At 70.7% G+C, this 13505-nt stretch carries 14 protein-coding genes; 10 read left to right on the forward strand and 4 right to left on the reverse strand.

The features are described from left to right. Positions 1-41 precede the first annotated feature (41 nt). The 7 genes from AVKW3434_RS09280 to AVKW3434_RS09310 all read left to right on the forward strand — a co-directional run bounded on the left by AVKW3434_RS09280 (position 42) and on the right by AVKW3434_RS09310 (position 6381). Positions 42-1037: a Bug family tripartite tricarboxylate transporter substrate binding protein gene (locus tag AVKW3434_RS09280; RefSeq protein ID WP_284405609.1), complete on the forward strand. Its 996-nt coding sequence runs from the start codon at positions 42-44 to the stop codon at positions 1035-1037. Then, a complete protein-coding gene (locus AVKW3434_RS09285) occupies positions 1034-2536 on the forward strand; it encodes a carboxylesterase/lipase family protein (RefSeq protein ID WP_284405610.1) in 1503 nt (500 codons plus the stop codon). Before AVKW3434_RS09280 ends, AVKW3434_RS09285 begins: the two co-directional genes overlap by 4 nt. 91 nt (positions 2537-2627) lie before the next feature. Then, the gene (locus AVKW3434_RS09290; RefSeq protein ID WP_284397649.1) at positions 2628-3389 is read left to right on the forward strand and encodes a GntR family transcriptional regulator; all 762 of its coding nucleotides are present in this window, start codon (positions 2628-2630) and stop codon (positions 3387-3389) included. Further along, positions 3386-4195 (forward strand): transporter substrate-binding domain-containing protein, encoded by an 810-nt coding sequence (locus AVKW3434_RS09295; protein WP_272566205.1) that lies wholly within the window; start codon positions 3386-3388, stop codon positions 4193-4195. The genes AVKW3434_RS09290 and AVKW3434_RS09295 overlap by 4 nt, the downstream gene beginning before the upstream one ends. A 53-nt stretch (positions 4196-4248) precedes the next feature. After that, positions 4249-4911, forward strand: a complete 663-nt coding sequence (locus tag AVKW3434_RS09300) for an amino acid ABC transporter permease (protein ID WP_284397113.1) — start codon at positions 4249-4251, stop codon at positions 4909-4911. Between the two features lie 32 nt (positions 4912-4943). Continuing rightward, positions 4944-5594 (forward strand): amino acid ABC transporter permease, encoded by a 651-nt coding sequence (locus AVKW3434_RS09305; RefSeq protein WP_272566202.1) that lies wholly within the window; start codon positions 4944-4946, stop codon positions 5592-5594. After that, entirely contained in the window at positions 5581-6381 is an 801-nt protein-coding gene (locus AVKW3434_RS09310; RefSeq protein WP_284405611.1) for an amino acid ABC transporter ATP-binding protein, read from the forward strand. The genes AVKW3434_RS09305 and AVKW3434_RS09310 overlap by 14 nt, the downstream gene beginning before the upstream one ends. 131 nt (positions 6382-6512) lie before the next feature. On the opposite strand, the gene AVKW3434_RS09315 is transcribed toward AVKW3434_RS09310, so the two are convergent. Then, on the reverse strand, positions 6513-6893 hold the full coding sequence (locus AVKW3434_RS09315; protein ID WP_284405612.1) for an EF-hand domain-containing protein: 381 nt from the start codon (positions 6891-6893) through the stop codon (positions 6513-6515). Between the two features lie 167 nt (positions 6894-7060). Between AVKW3434_RS09315 and AVKW3434_RS09320 the strand changes: the two genes are divergently transcribed. Continuing rightward, on the forward strand, positions 7061-7633 hold the full coding sequence (locus AVKW3434_RS09320; RefSeq protein ID WP_284397100.1) for a cob(I)yrinic acid a,c-diamide adenosyltransferase: 573 nt from the start codon (positions 7061-7063) through the stop codon (positions 7631-7633). A 39-nt stretch (positions 7634-7672) separates the two neighbouring features. On the opposite strand, the gene AVKW3434_RS09325 is transcribed toward AVKW3434_RS09320, so the two are convergent. Beyond that, positions 7673-8095 (reverse strand): hotdog fold thioesterase, encoded by a 423-nt coding sequence (locus AVKW3434_RS09325; protein WP_284397097.1) that lies wholly within the window; start codon positions 8093-8095, stop codon positions 7673-7675. 92 nt (positions 8096-8187) lie between these two features. Next, positions 8188-9705, reverse strand: coding sequence for a succinyl-CoA:acetate CoA-transferase ScpC (scpC, locus tag AVKW3434_RS09330; RefSeq protein ID WP_284405613.1), 1518 nt, complete (start codon positions 9703-9705; stop codon positions 8188-8190). Positions 9706-9871: 166 nt separating this feature from the next. Between scpC and AVKW3434_RS09335 the strand changes: the two genes are divergently transcribed. Then, positions 9872-10600: a TFIIB-type zinc ribbon-containing protein gene (locus tag AVKW3434_RS09335; protein ID WP_284405614.1), complete on the forward strand. Its 729-nt coding sequence runs from the start codon at positions 9872-9874 to the stop codon at positions 10598-10600. Between the two features lie 37 nt (positions 10601-10637). Here AVKW3434_RS09335 and AVKW3434_RS09340 read toward each other — a convergent pair whose 3' ends face one another. Beyond that, positions 10638-11924 (reverse strand): solute carrier family 23 protein, encoded by a 1287-nt coding sequence (locus AVKW3434_RS09340; RefSeq protein ID WP_284405615.1) that lies wholly within the window; start codon positions 11922-11924, stop codon positions 10638-10640. Positions 11925-12199: 275 nt separating this feature from the next. Between AVKW3434_RS09340 and AVKW3434_RS09345 the strand changes: the two genes are divergently transcribed. Next, positions 12200-13495: an AsmA family protein gene (locus AVKW3434_RS09345; protein ID WP_284405616.1), complete on the forward strand. Its 1296-nt coding sequence runs from the start codon at positions 12200-12202 to the stop codon at positions 13493-13495. The last annotated feature ends 10 nt before the right edge of the window (positions 13496-13505 follow it).

Here is a 13505-nt window from a genome sequence, read left to right on the forward strand (position 1 = left end):
CCAGGGCACCCGGCATCCATCACGACAACAGGAGACACACCATGAACCCCCCTCCCACAGGCGCACGGCGCGCCCTGGCCGGCGCCGCGCTCGCGTCGCTGGCTTTCGCGGCCGGTGCCCAGCCCGCGGCCTACCCCGCCAAGCCGATCCAGCTCATCGCCCAGCAGCCGCCGGGCAGCGCGTCCGATGCGATGACGCGCGCCTGGGCCGACTGCGCCGCGCGCGAGATGGGCCAGCCCGTGGTGGTGCAGAACAAGCCGGGGGCCAACGGCATCCTGGCGGTCAATGCGCTCAAGGCCCAGCCGGCCGACGGCTACACGCTGATGACCATCGGCATGTCGCAGATGACCATCACGCCCTACGTCTACCGGCAGCCGCCCTACGACCCGCTGCACGACTTCGACAGCGTGGCGGTGCTGGGCAGCACGCCGCTGGTGCTGGCCGTGCCGGCGGGGCTGGGCATCACGCGGCTGGCGCAGCTGGCGGACCAGGCCAGGGCCCACCCGGGCGGGCTCGACTTCGGCTCGCCCGGCAAGGGCAGCCCGGCGCACCTGCTGACGTCGGCGCTGCTCGACCGCATGGGCGTGTCCGGCACGCACGTGCCCTTCGTGGGCGAAGGCGCCGGCCTCACCGCCCTCATGGGCCAGCAGATCCAGGCGATGACGCTGGTCATCGGCACGGCCGCGCCGCATGCCAGGTCGGGCAAGCTCGTGCCCCTGGCGGTGTTCGCGCCGCAGCGCTCGCCCCTGCTGCCGGATGTGCCCTCGATCGGCGAGGCCCTGCCGGCCGCCAAGGACCTGGCCCGCACCGCGTGGATCGCCGTGGTGGCCCGGGCCGGCACGCCGCCCGCGCTGCTGGGCACGCTCAATGCCGCGACCGAGAAATGCCGCAGCGGCGATGCGTCCTACCGCGCGCGGATGGAGGCCATGAACGTGACGCTGGCCGCGTCCGTCCCGGGGGATGCGCGCACCTGGGCGGCACGCGATACTTCGGTCTGGAAACCGTTGATCGACAAACTGGGATTGGCCACTGAATGACTCTGGATACCGTGCCGTGCGTGCACCTTTCCCACGGAGGTGGGCTGCAGGGGCGCCTTGACCATGGCGTCGCCGTGTTTCGCGGCGTGCCTTATGCGCAGGCCCCACAAGGCGCACTGCGCTTTTTAGCCCCCCAGCCTGCCCCCGCCTGGTCGGGGCTGCGCGAGGCGATGGCTTTCGCGCCGGTGCCGCCCCAGTGGCCGCGCGGCGGCGGTGCCCGGGCCCGCCCGCTGGGCGGCCCGGACTGCCTGGCGGTGAACGTGTGGACCCCCGAGCCCCGCGCGGGTGCGAACCTGCCGGTGATGGTCTGGATTCCCGGCGGCGGCTTTCTGCGCGGCGGTGCGAGCGACCCGCTGTACGACGGCGCGTCGTTCGCGCGCAAGGGCATCGTGTTCGTGTCGCTGCAATACCGGCTGGGCGTGGACGGCTTCATGCACTTCGGTGGCGAGGCGCCCGCCAACCGGGGCCTGCTCGATCTGCTGGCCGCGCTGCGCTGGGTGCGGGAGCACATCGCGGCCTTCGGCGGGGATGCCGGGCGCGTGACGGTGTTCGGCCAGTCGGCGGGCGCGGGCGCCATCACCTGCCTGATGGGCATGCCGGCGGCGCAGGGCCTGTTCCAGCGCGCCATCCTGCAAAGCCCGAGCGTGGCCTGCCAGACCGTCGAAGAGGCCACCGTGGTGCGCACTGCCGTGGCGCAACTGCTGGGCGTGGCCCCTACGCTCGCAGCGCTGGGCGCGGCGCCGCCGGCGGACGTGCTGTTCGCCGTGCACCGGCTGGCCGAGGACGCGGCCCTGCGCGACCAGCACGGCATCAGCCGCCGCAACGTGTTCCCGCTGCGTCCGGTGATCGACGGTCAGGTGCTCGCCCAGGCGCCGCTGGCAGCGCTGCAGCGCCAATGGTCCGATTCATCGCGGCCGCCGCTGCAGGTGCTGGTGGGCAGCAATGCCGAGGAGATGCGCCTGTACCACGTGCCCGGCGGCGCCATCGACCGCGTGACCGATGAACAGGTCACGGCCTTCATGCGGGACACGGGCCTGCCACCCGCGGCGCGTGCGGCGTATGCGGCGCTGCCCGCGTGCGAGGGCGGCGCCCATGCCGGCGAGATGCTGTGCGCCATGCAGTCCGACTACTACTACCGCGTGCCGGCGCGCCGCATCGCGGCCCTGGCCGTCGCGAACCGGCTGCCGGTGCACCGGTACGAGCTGGAATGGCGGTCGCCGCAGTGCAGCGGGCAACTGGGCGCCGCGCACGGGGTGGACCTGCCGTTCGTCTTCGACCGCCTGGCCACGTCCACCGGGCGCGAGTTGACCGGCGATGCCCCGCCGCAGCCGCTGGCCGATGCCATGCACGGTGCGTGGGCGGACTTCGTGGTGCAAGGCGACCCCGGCTGGCCGGAGCACGGCCCCGGAACGCCCTGGATGCAGTTCTTCGACGACCTGGGCTGGTGCGGTCCGGCGCCGGCCTCCGCCACGCTGGACGCGTGGGACGGCGTGCTTTGAACTGACCGGATCCGGGGCGGCCTGCCAGTCGCCAAACTGGTGCATCTGGCTTGTATACCAGTTGGCACGGAACCTGCGTAGTTCCCTGGCAATGACCAGCGCCACCGAAATCAGCAACCGCATCATCGAAGCCGTGATGGCCCAGAAGCTCGCCCCCGGCGCGCGCCTGGGGGAGCAGCAACTCGCCATGCTGTTCGACTGCAGCCGCACCATCGTGCGCGAGGCGCTCACGCGGCTGTCCACGCGCGGCATCGTCACCGTCAGCGCGCGCCGTGGCTGGTACGTGATCGAGCCCTCCGAGGACGAAGCGCGCGAGGCCTTCGAGGCGCGCCGCGTGATCGAACTGGGCCTGCTGCACCAGTTGAAGACGGTGGACAAGGCCGCGGTGCGCAAGCTGCGGGCCCATCTGCAGCGCGAGAAGGCGGCCCTGGCGGGCAGCGACGTGGGCGCGCGCAGCTTCCTGCTGGGTGACTTCCATGTGTGCCTGGCCGAGTGCCTGGGCAACGGCCTGCTGGCCGACACGCTGCGCGACTTCACCGCGCGCACCACGCTCATCGCCATGCTGTACCAGTCGTCGCACGACGCGGCGCAGTCGTGCGAAGACCACGTGCGCATCGTCGAGGCGCTGGAGGCGGGCGACATCGCCCGCGCCGAATCGCTGATGGCCGAGCACATCGGCTCGGTGCAGTCCGCCCTGCGGCTGCAGGCCAGCGCCGATCCGCTCGAACACCTGCGCAGCGCGCTGGCGCCCGTGCGCGCCGGCGCCGCCAGTGGCCCGGCCGCCCCTTCCGCTTCCCCTTCCCCCGCCGCGTCCCCGGGCGACGCATCCACCTACCTAGGAGCCTTGCTATGACCTTCGCCACCCGCTTTCTCTCCCGCCGCCTGGCCCTGGGCCTCGTGGCCGCCGCCGGCCTCGTGTGCGCCGTGGCGCCCGCACAGGCGCAGACCGCGCTGGACGACATCCTGAAGTCCAAGACGATCAAGATCGCCATCCCCACCGACTACCCGCCCTACGGCTTCGTCGGCACCGACCTCAAGCCCCAGGGCCTGGACATCGACATGGCCGAGCTCATCGCCGCCAAGCTGGGCGTGAAGGTGGAACTGGTCGCCGTCACCAGCGCCAACCGCATCGCCTACCTGCAGACCAAGAAGGCCGACCTCGTCATCTCCACGCTGGGCAAGAACCCCGAGCGCGAGAAGGTCATCGACTTCACCTCGGCCTATGCGCCGTTCTACCAGGCCGTGTTCGGGCCCAAGTCCCTCACGGCCAAGGCCTGGAGCGACCTGGCCGGCAAGAGCGTGGCGGTCACGCGCGGCGCCATGGAAGACCAGGAACTCGCCAAGGTCGCCCCGCCCAGCATCGACGTGAAGCGCTTCGAGGACAACAACGCCACCATCGCCGCCTTCGTGGCCGGCCAGACGCAGTTCGTGGCCACCAGCGCCTCGGTGGCGGGCAACATGATGCAGAAGAACCCGCAGCTGCAGGCCGAATACAAGCTGCTGCTCAAGGACAGCCCGTGCTTCATCGGGCTGCCCAAGGGCGAGGCCGCGCTGATGGCCAAGGTCAATGAAATCATCGCCGGCGCCAAGAAGAGCGGCGAGCTGGACACCATGGCCAAGAAGTGGCTGGGCCGTCCCGCCGGCGACCTGCCGGTCTGACCTCCCCTGGCTGCAGTGCACTTTCCCTGACCCGTTGACCTGATCGGCTGCCCATGCGCATCGAGTTCGACTTCATGGCCGTGCTGTCGCAGTGGCCGCTGCTGGCCACGGGCGTGGCCTGGACCCTGGCCCTCACCGCCGTGGCCACCGTGGTGGGGATGGCGGTGGGCATCGCCTGCGCCTGGGCACGGTCCCAGGGGCCGGCGGCGCTGCGCTGGCCGGTGGCGGCCTATGTGGAGCTGGTCCGCAACACGCCCTTCATCGTGCAGCTGTTCTTCATCTTCTTCGGGCTGCCCGCGGCGGGCCTGAAGCTCTCGCCCGAGGCGGCCTCGTTCATCGCCATGGTGATGAACCTGGGCGCGTACTCGACCGAGATCGTCCGCGCCGGCATCCAGGCCACGCCGCGCGGCCAGATCGAGGCGGCGGTGAGTCTGGCGCTGTCGCGGGTGCAGGTCTTCACGCGCGTGGTGCTGCCGCCCGCGCTCAAGAAGGTGTGGCCGGCCATGGTGAGCCAGATCGTCATCGTGATGCTGGGCTCGGCCGTGTGCAGCCAGATCTCGGTGCAGGACCTGAGCTACGCCGCCAACCTGATCCAGAGCCGCAACTTCCGCGCCTTCGAATCGTTCATCGTGGCCACGGGCATCTACCTCGTGCTCTCGATCGCGCTGCGCCGGCTGCTGCACTGGGTGGGCCCGCGCTTTCTCTTCGGCCGCTGAGCATGGCTCCAGCAATTTTCTAGGAACGCGAGATGGTCGATTTCACCTTCTGGGACATCCTGCGCAACCTGCTGCTGGCCGCGCGCTGGACCGTCGTGCTCTCGCTGATCGCCTTCGTCGGCGGCGGTCTGGTGGGCGGGCTGCTGCTCGTGGCCCGGCTCACCGGCGGCCGCGTGGCCGAGCGCGCCGTGGGCGTGTACGTGCAGGTCTTCCAGGGCACGCCGCTGCTGATGCAGCTGTTCCTGTCGTACTTCGGCCTGGCGCTGCTCGGGCTCAACGTGTCGGCCTGGACCTCGGCCGCCGTGGCGCTCACGCTCTACACCAGCGCCTTCCTGGTGGAGATCTGGCGCGGCTGCGTGGCCGCCGTGCCCAAGGGCCAGTGGGAGGCCTCGGGCAGTCTGGCCCTGTCGTTTGGCGAGCAGATGCGCCACGTGATCCTGCCGCAGGCCGTGCGCATCGCCACGGCGCCCACGGTGGGCTTTCTGGTGCAGGTGGTCAAGGGCACGGCGCTGGCCTCGGTGATCGGCTTCGTGGAGCTGACCAAGGCCGGGGGAATGATCGCCAACACCACCTTCAAGCCGTTCGCCGTCTTCGCCTGCGTGGCGCTCGTCTATTTCGCGCTGTGCTTTCCCGTGAGCCTGTATGCGCAACACCTCGAAAGGAAGTTCCATGGCCGCCGCTGAAACCCTGGCCGACGCGCCCGCTGTGGCACCTGCCGTGCCCGCGCCGCCGGGCCGCTCCATCGTACAGGTCACCGCGCTGCGCAAGTCCTACGGCACCAACGAGGTGCTCAAGGGCATCGACCTCACGGTGCAGCCCGGCGAGGTGATCGCCATCATCGGCAAGAGCGGCTCTGGCAAGAGCACGCTGCTGCGCTGCATCAACGGCCTGGAAACCTTCCAGGACGGCGCGCTCACGGTGGACGGCAAGCCGCTGCTGCACGACAGCGCCATGGCCATGCGCGAGCTGCGCCAGCGCGTGGGCATGATCTTCCAGAACTTCAATCTCTTTCCGCACCTCTCGGTGGGCCGCAACGTCATGCTGGCCCCCACGCTGGTCAAGCAGCGCTCGCAAAAGGACGCGGCCGCACAGGCGGCCCGGCTGCTGCAGCGCGTGGGCCTGGGCGAGAAATTCGACGCCATGCCCGACCAGCTGTCGGGTGGTCAGCAGCAGCGCGTGGCCATCGCCCGCGCGTTGGCCATGGAGCCGGCCGTGCTCCTGTGCGACGAGATCACCTCGGCCCTCGACCCCGAACTGGTGGGCGAGGTGCTGCGCGTTGTGGAGTCGCTGGCGCGCGAGGGCATGACCCTGCTGATGGTCACGCACGAGATGGCCTTCGCCCGCAAGGTGAGCAACCGCGTGATCTTCATGCACCAGGGTCGCGTGCACGAGATGGGTCCGCCACAGGACCTGTTCGGCGACCCGCAGACGCCGGAACTGCGGCAGTTCCTGTCGTCGCTCAAGGATTGAGCCGCCTTCGCCGGTAGCTCCCATGGCGGCGGGCCGTCCGTGCCCGCACACGCATCAAGGCCCGCATGCTCCTCAGCATGCGGGCCCGTCGGGGTGGAGTGGAGTTCGTGTGGTAGTTGCTCCGGGCAGCGTCAGGAGTGGGCGCCGGCCTCGAATTCCGAGCGCGACAGGGCACCGTTATGGTCCTTGTCGAGCTCCTTGAAACGGTTGCCGATGGCGGGCAGGCGTGCGGCCTCTGCCAGGGTCAGTTGTCCGTTCTTGTCGCTGTCAACGCGATCGAATGCGCTGGAAGTTTGTGCGGCTGGCTGCGAGCCGCCGAAGGTGGCGCCCTTGGCGCCGGGATGCAGGCCCATGGAGGTGCCCGACGCGGTCTGGGGAGGTTGGTTGGACGGGGAGGTGAGGGTCGGGGAAGGCGTTTGTGCATGCACTGCGGCACCTCCCAGGGTGATCGCCGCGAACAGCATCACGCTGCGGCTGTCGAAAGGAAGGGTGCGTCGTTGCTGAGGTGCCATGGGTTCACGCTCCGTGAAAGTTGAACAGGATTGCATTGCACCGCAACCTGCGGTGCCCGGCCAGTGATTTTGCCCGCTGTTGCCCTGATACACATTTGCCTGCCGGTTGTAACGCACAATGCCCGCGGCCGCCTCCAGCGCGGCTTGCAACGCACAAGGAGCAGCCCATGGGCAACCGACTGACACAGATCGCCACGCGCACCGGAGACGACGGCACCACGGGCCTGGGCGACAACACCCGCGTCTCCAAGGACAGCCCGCGCCCGCATGCCATGGGCGATGTGGACGAGCTCAATTCCCACATCGGCCTGCTGCTGTGCGAGCCGTTGCCGGCCGAGGTGCGCACGCTGCTGTCGGACGTGCAGCACCAGCTGTTCAACCTGGGCGGCGAGTTGTCGATTCCCGGTTTCGAGCTGCTCAAGGACGAGGCGCTCGCGCAGCTCGACGAGGCCCTGGCCACCCACAATGCGGCGCTGCCGCGGCTGGCCGAATTCATCCTGCCCGCCGGCACGCGCGCCGCGGCGCAGGCCCACGTGTGCCGCACCGTCGCCCGCCGCGCCGAGCGTGCGGTGGTGGCCCTGGGCGCCGCCGAGCCGGTGCGCGATGCGCCGCGGCGCTACCTCAACCGGCTGTCGGACCTGATGTTCGTGCTGGCGCGCGTGCTCAACCGCCTGGACGGCGGCGACGACGTGTACTGGAAGAGCGAGCGCATGGCGCGCGCGGAGTCCGGCGCGGCCTGACTGGCACCGCCGCCGGCCTGAAATCCGCCGCCGCGGCGGTCAGCGTGGCGCCAGCATGGCGATCGTCAGGCGCGACACGCAGGTCAGCTCGCCTTCGTCGTTGACCATGTCGATCTGCCATACCTGCGTGGTGCGGCCGATGTGCACGGGCCTGGCGGTGCCGGTCACCCAGCCGCTGCGGGCCGAGCGCAGGTGGTTGGCGTTGATGTCCAGGCCCACGGCATGCCAGCCCTCGGGCGAGGCGTACACCGCGCCCACGGAGCCGAGTGTTTCGGCCAGCACCACGCTCACGCCCCCGTGCAGCAGCCCGAAGGGCTGCTTGGTGCGCGCATCGACGGGCACGCGGGCGCGCAGGAAGTCGTCGCCGATCTCGGTGAACTCGATACCGAGGTGGGACACGGCAGTGCCTTCGTTGCCGGCTTGCACGGTGGGCAGGTCGATGGGGCGCTTCCAGATGGGCATGGGGGATTCCTTGCGTTGGTGGGTGGGGCCGGCCGCGGGCGGCCGGGAAAGTGGGCCGGATTATCCGGCGCCCTTCCCGCCGCGCGGGTCGCTCAGGCGCGCATGGTCCCCGTGCGCACGTAGCGCTCGTGCCAGGACAGCGCCTCGCCCAGCAGGTGGGGCGTGTGGCGGCCGCAGCCGCTGGCCTCGGCGCGGGCCACGTAGTCGCGCAGCGCGGGGCGGAAGTCCGGGTGCGCGCAGCGTTCGATCACCACGCGCGAGCGCTGCGAGGGCGACAGCCCGCGCAGGTCGGCCAGGCCCTGCTCGGTCACGATCACCTGCACGTCGTGCTCGGTGTGGTCCACGTGCGAGGCCATGGGCACGATGCACGAGATGGCGCCGCCCTTGGCCAGCGATGGCGTGAGGAACATCGACAGGTAGGCGTTGCGCGCATAGTCGCCCGAGCCGCCGATGCCGTTCATGATGGACGTACCCATCACGTGCGTGGAGTTCACGTTGCCGTAGATATCGGCCTCGATCATGCCGTTCATCGAGATCAGGCCCAGGCGGCGGATCAGCTCGGGGTGGTTGCTGATCTCCTGCGGGCGCAGCACGATGCGCTCGCGGTAGAAGTCGATGTGGCGGGTGAATTCCTCGGTGGCCGCCGGGCTGAGCGACAGCGCCGTGGCCGAGGCGCTGTCGAGCTTGCCCGAGCGCAGCATGTCCAGCATGCCGTCCTGCAGCACCTCCGTGTAGGCCGTCATGTGGTCGAACGGCCCGGCGTTCAGGCCGGCCAACACGGCGTTGGCGATGTTGCCCACGCCGGATTGCAGCGGCAGCAGACCCGGCGGCAGGCGGCCCCGCGCCACCTCGTGCTGCAGGAACTCGATGATGTGGCCGGCGATGCGCTGGGAGGTGTCGTCCGGTGCGGCATAGGCCGAGTTGCGGTCCGGCGCGTGCGTGGCCACCACGGCGACCACCTTGGCCGGGTCGCAGCGCAGGTAGGGCTCGCCGATGCGGTCGGCCGGGCGCACCAGCGGGATCGGCACGCGGTTGGGCGGCAGGTCGGTGCCGTAGTAGATGTCGTGCATGCCCTCCAGTCCCTCGGGCTGCCAGCTGTTGACCTCCAGGATGATGCGGTCCGCCTGGTCCAGCCAGGTCTTGTTGTTGCCCACCGACGATGAGGGGATCAGCCGGCCGTCGGGCAGCACGCCGGCCACCTCGATCACCGCCACGTCCAGCTTGCCCCACAAGCCGAACCACACGTAGGGCGCAACGTGCGACAGGTGGGCGTCCACGTACTGCATCTGGCCGGCATTGATCTGCTGGCGGCAGGTGGGGTCGGACTGGTAGGGCATGCGCATGCTGATGCCGCCCACCTTGGCCAGCGCGCCGTCCAGCTCCGGTGCGGTGGAGGCTCCGGTCCACAGGCCGATGCGAAAGGCCTCGCCGGCCGCATGCAGCCGCTCGATGCGGCGGGCCAGCGCCGCCGGCACGGCCTTGGGATAGCCCGCGCCGGTGAAGCCGCTCATGCCCACGCGCGCGCCGTCGGGAATCAGCTCGGCGGCCTGTTCGGCCGACAGGGTGCGTTCGCGCAGCAGGGGGTTGAGAACGCGGCTGGGTGGGGTCATAGGAGGGTGCTTTCTGCGCAAGGAGAGGCGGCCGCAAGAGACCGCAAGGCGGCTCGAAATCTTAGCAGCCGCCTGTGTCGCCACTCAGGGTTTACCCGTGAGCGAAAGCGGTCCCGGTCACTTTGGAATGCACCCGCGGCGACCGGCGGTACGATCGATGCCACCCATGTCCACGACCTCCCTTTGCCCCTCCTGCCGGCAGCCCGCCGAGTCCCATCGCTTCCGCTCGCACGGCAGCGAGACCATCGAGCTGGACCTGTGTTTCGCCTGCCAGGGCCTGTGGTTCGACCCGCGGGAGAACACGCGCCTGGCCCCGGCCGGGGTGGTGGCGCTGTTCGAGCTGTTGCACCAGCACCGCGGGGATGCGCGCCACCCGGTGGCCCAGCGGCTGCAATGCCCGCACTGCCCGCGCGCGCTGGAGCCCGGCTTCGACGTGGTCAAGGGCGGGCGGTACAAGACCTTCCGCTGCCCCGCAGGGCACGGCCGGTTCAGCACCTTCGGCTCGCTCATGGTGGAAAAGGGGTTCGTGCGGCACCTGTCGGTGGCGGAGATCGACGCGCTGGCCGAGCGCGTGGGCACCATCCAGTGCACCAGTTGCGGCGGCACGGTGGACATCCGCAACGACCACGCCTGTCCCTATTGCCGCTCGGCCTTGTCGCTGCTGGACCCGCAGGCCGTGGACCGGGCATTGGACCGCCATGCCAGCGCGGCTCGGACCGCACCGGCTGCCGCCGCGCCCGGGCCCTCCGACGTGGCGGATGCGCTGGTGGCCCTGGAGCGCGTGCGTTCGCGCGAGCGGCGCGAGATGGAGCGGGAGCGGCTGACCGGCGCGGGCGAAGGCTTCGACCTGCTGGCCGCGGGGCTGGAACTGGTCTGGACGCTGGTGCGGCGCTGAGGCCGCACCAGCGGCCGGGCGCCCGCTGCGGCAGGGGTCAGCGCTGGCGGTTCAGCAGCGCGTAGAGCCCGATGGCGCCGAAGGTGGCGGTGCCGATGCCACCCAGCGCGAAGTCGCCGAATTTCAGCGTGAAGTCCCCCGTGCCGATGATGAGCGTGATGGCCGCCACGATGAGGTTCTTGTTGTTCGAGAAGTCCACCCGGTTGTCCACCCAGATCTTGGCGCCGGCCACCGCGATGAGGCCGAACACGACGATGGAGACGCCGCCCATCACCGGCAGCGGAATCGCCTGGATCAGCGCGCCGAACTTCGGGCTGAAGCCCAGCAGCAGCGCGATGAGGCCCGCCACCAGGAACACGGCGGTGGAGTAGATCTTGGTGGCGGCCATCACGCCGATGTTCTCGGCATAGGTGGTCACGCCCGTGCCTCCCGCACTGCCGCTCACCATGGTGGCGATGCCGTCGCCGATGAAGGCGCGGCCCATGTAGCGATCCAGGTTCTGGCCCGTCATGGCCGTCACGGCCTTGATGTGGCCCAGGTTCTCGGCCACCAGGATGACGGCCACGGGCGCGATCAGCAGCATGGCCGAGCCGCTGAACACCGGCGCCGTGAAGTGCGGCAGGCCCAGCCAGGGGGCGGAGGCCAGGGCCGACAGGTCGATCGGCTTGCCCCAGCCCAGCAGGTTGGTGAACATGGCATAGACCCCGCTGGCGCCGATCAGCCCCAGCAGGATCAGCAGGCGCTGCGCCATGCCCCGCGTGAGCACGGCCACCAGGCCCACGCACACGAAGGTGACGGCCTGCATCCAGCTCTCGAAGTTGTTGGCCGCCATGTTCTTGATGGGAATGCCGGCCAGGTTCAGCCCGATCACCGCCACCACCGCGCCCGTCACCACGGGGGGCATGAAGCGCTCGATCCAGCCGGTGCCGATGGCCTGCACCAGCGCGCCGATCAGGGTGTAGACCAGGCCGCACGCGACGATGCCGCCCAGCGCCACGGCCATGTTGGCGTTGGGCCCCTGGCCGGCGTAGCCCGATGCGGCCACCACCACGCCGATGAAGGCGAAGCTGGAGCCCAGGTAGCTCGGCACCCGCCCGCCGGTGATGAGAAAGAAGATCAGCGTGCCCAGCCCGCTCATCAGGATGGCCACGTTGGGGTCGAACCCCATCAGGATAGGCGCGAGCACCGTGGCGCCGAACATCGCGATCACGTGCTGCACGCCCATCACGGCGGTCTGCCCCCAGGGCAGGCGTTCGTCGGGGGCGACGACGGCGCCCTGGGCAGCGGTGGTCACCCGCCAGCGGGGAAAGTAGGGGGAAGTCACGGGAAGGTCTCCTGAAAAGGTATGGGCACCGCGGCGTGCGGGTGCCGTCTGGATGGGGGGAACGGCCGGTAGGGCGTGGGCGAGTTTAGGGTCAATGCACACCGGTCCCGCCGGGGGGCGGGGCGCCGCGTTTCGGCCCCTGGACCCACAGCCGCGTAGGACAGGGCCGACCTGCCACGGCCGGGCCCTGCGATAACGTAGCCCTTCGGTATCGCAGCACGTCCCGCCGCCCGCGCCCGGGGCTTTTTTGACCTTTCTGAACCTTCCTGACGCACATGCCGCGCCACCGCCTCCGCTGGATTGCCCTGGGCGCCACTGCCGTGGCGCTGGCGTGCGCGGCTGCCTTGGCGATCTGGTGGCCGTCCGAGGCCGAACTGGCCCGCCGCGCAGGCGATGCCGCGACCGAGCGGCTGGGCGTGCCGGTCCAGGTCGGCCAGCTGCACTGGTCGCTGTTTCCTTCGCCGCGCATTGAACTGCGCGACGTGCGCACCGAACAGGAAGCCCCCTTGAGCGCCGGGCGCCTCTCGGCCGGCGTGCGCTGGGGCGACCTGCTGCACCGGCGCCTGGCGCTGACCGACCTGCAGCTGGAGAACGCCACCATCCCGCAGGCCTCGCTGTCGGATTTCCAGGTGCGTCCCACCGATGGCGGCGCCGAATCCTCCCTGCCGTTCACCCTGGCCCCCATCCCGGTGGAGCGGGCCGACTGGCAAGGCGTGCGCTGGATCGGCCGCAACGGGCGCACGCTCGTCTACGCCGGCAGCGCCGAATTCGACACCGCATGGCGGCCCCGCCAGGCCTGGCTGGAGCGCGCCGGCGCACCCGTGCCCACGCGCATGGCCATCGCGCGCGAGGGCGCCGAGGACCGCTGGCGGGCCGACGTGTCCGCCGGCGGGCGCACCGAGCAGGGCACCCTGCGTCTGCAGGAGATCAACGGCCGCTACCGGGTGACGGGCGCCATCGACTTCACCGGCGTCGATGTGGAGGGCGTCATGGCCGCCTTCGAGCGCCGCGCCGTGGTGGCCGGAAAGGCCAGCGGCCACACCGACCTGATCGCCGAGGGGGCCGACCCGGCCGAGGCGGTGCAGGCCCTGCACACCCGCACCCGTTTCACGGTGGCGCGCGCCCGGCTGCTGACCTTCGACCTGGAGCGGGCCGTGAAGACCGTGGGCACCCAGCGCGGCGGCACCACGCAGCTCGACAGCCTGGAAGGCGTGGTGCGCACCGAGGCGGACCGCGGCGGCACCATCGTGCGCTACAGCGACCTCAAGGCGACCTCCGGCGTGCTCACGGCCACGGGCGACGCGGTGCTGCAGAACCGGCGGGTGAGCGGCCACGTGGCCGTGGACCTGGTGGACGGCGTGGTGGGCATTCCACTCGAATTCGGTGGCACCATGGACGACACCACGCTGACCCTTCCGCCAGCCGCGCTGGCCGGGGCGGCCGTGGGCACGGCCGTGGCGCCGGGCGTCGGCACGGCCATCGGCGCCCGCATCGGTGAAACCCTGCGCCGCATCTTCGGTGGCGACGAACCGGAGGTGCCGCCCCCCAAACGCCCGGCTGCGCGCCACTGAGCGCGCCCGG

Source organism: Acidovorax sp. SUPP3434 (assembly GCF_030159015.1).
GTDB lineage: Bacteria > Pseudomonadota > Gammaproteobacteria > Burkholderiales > Burkholderiaceae_C > Paracidovorax.

Excerpts from the sequence above, each read along its gene's own strand:
- AVKW3434_RS09310 (WP_284405611.1), top strand. The coding sequence starts at position 5,581 with ATGGCCGCCGCTGAAACCCTGGCCGACGCGCCCGCTGTGGCACCTGCC.
- AVKW3434_RS09345 (WP_284405616.1), top strand. The coding sequence starts at position 12,200 with ATGCCGCGCCACCGCCTCCGCTGGATTGCCCTGGGCGCCACTGCCGTG.
- AVKW3434_RS09300 (WP_284397113.1), top strand. The coding sequence starts at position 4,249 with ATGCGCATCGAGTTCGACTTCATGGCCGTGCTGTCGCAGTGGCCGCTG.
- AVKW3434_RS09305 (WP_272566202.1), top strand. The coding sequence starts at position 4,944 with ATGGTCGATTTCACCTTCTGGGACATCCTGCGCAACCTGCTGCTGGCC.
- AVKW3434_RS09290 (WP_284397649.1), top strand. The coding sequence starts at position 2,628 with ATGACCAGCGCCACCGAAATCAGCAACCGCATCATCGAAGCCGTGATG.
- AVKW3434_RS09325 (WP_284397097.1), bottom strand. The coding sequence starts at position 8,095 with ATGCCCATCTGGAAGCGCCCCATCGACCTGCCCACCGTGCAAGCCGGC.
- AVKW3434_RS09285 (WP_284405610.1), top strand. The coding sequence starts at position 1,034 with ATGACTCTGGATACCGTGCCGTGCGTGCACCTTTCCCACGGAGGTGGG.
- AVKW3434_RS09320 (WP_284397100.1), top strand. The coding sequence starts at position 7,061 with ATGGGCAACCGACTGACACAGATCGCCACGCGCACCGGAGACGACGGC.
- scpC (WP_284405613.1), bottom strand. The coding sequence starts at position 9,705 with ATGACCCCACCCAGCCGCGTTCTCAACCCCCTGCTGCGCGAACGCACC.
- AVKW3434_RS09335 (WP_284405614.1), top strand. The coding sequence starts at position 9,872 with ATGTCCACGACCTCCCTTTGCCCCTCCTGCCGGCAGCCCGCCGAGTCC.
- AVKW3434_RS09280 (WP_284405609.1), top strand. The coding sequence starts at position 42 with ATGAACCCCCCTCCCACAGGCGCACGGCGCGCCCTGGCCGGCGCCGCG.
- AVKW3434_RS09295 (WP_272566205.1), top strand. The coding sequence starts at position 3,386 with ATGACCTTCGCCACCCGCTTTCTCTCCCGCCGCCTGGCCCTGGGCCTC.
- AVKW3434_RS09315 (WP_284405612.1), bottom strand. The coding sequence starts at position 6,893 with ATGGCACCTCAGCAACGACGCACCCTTCCTTTCGACAGCCGCAGCGTG.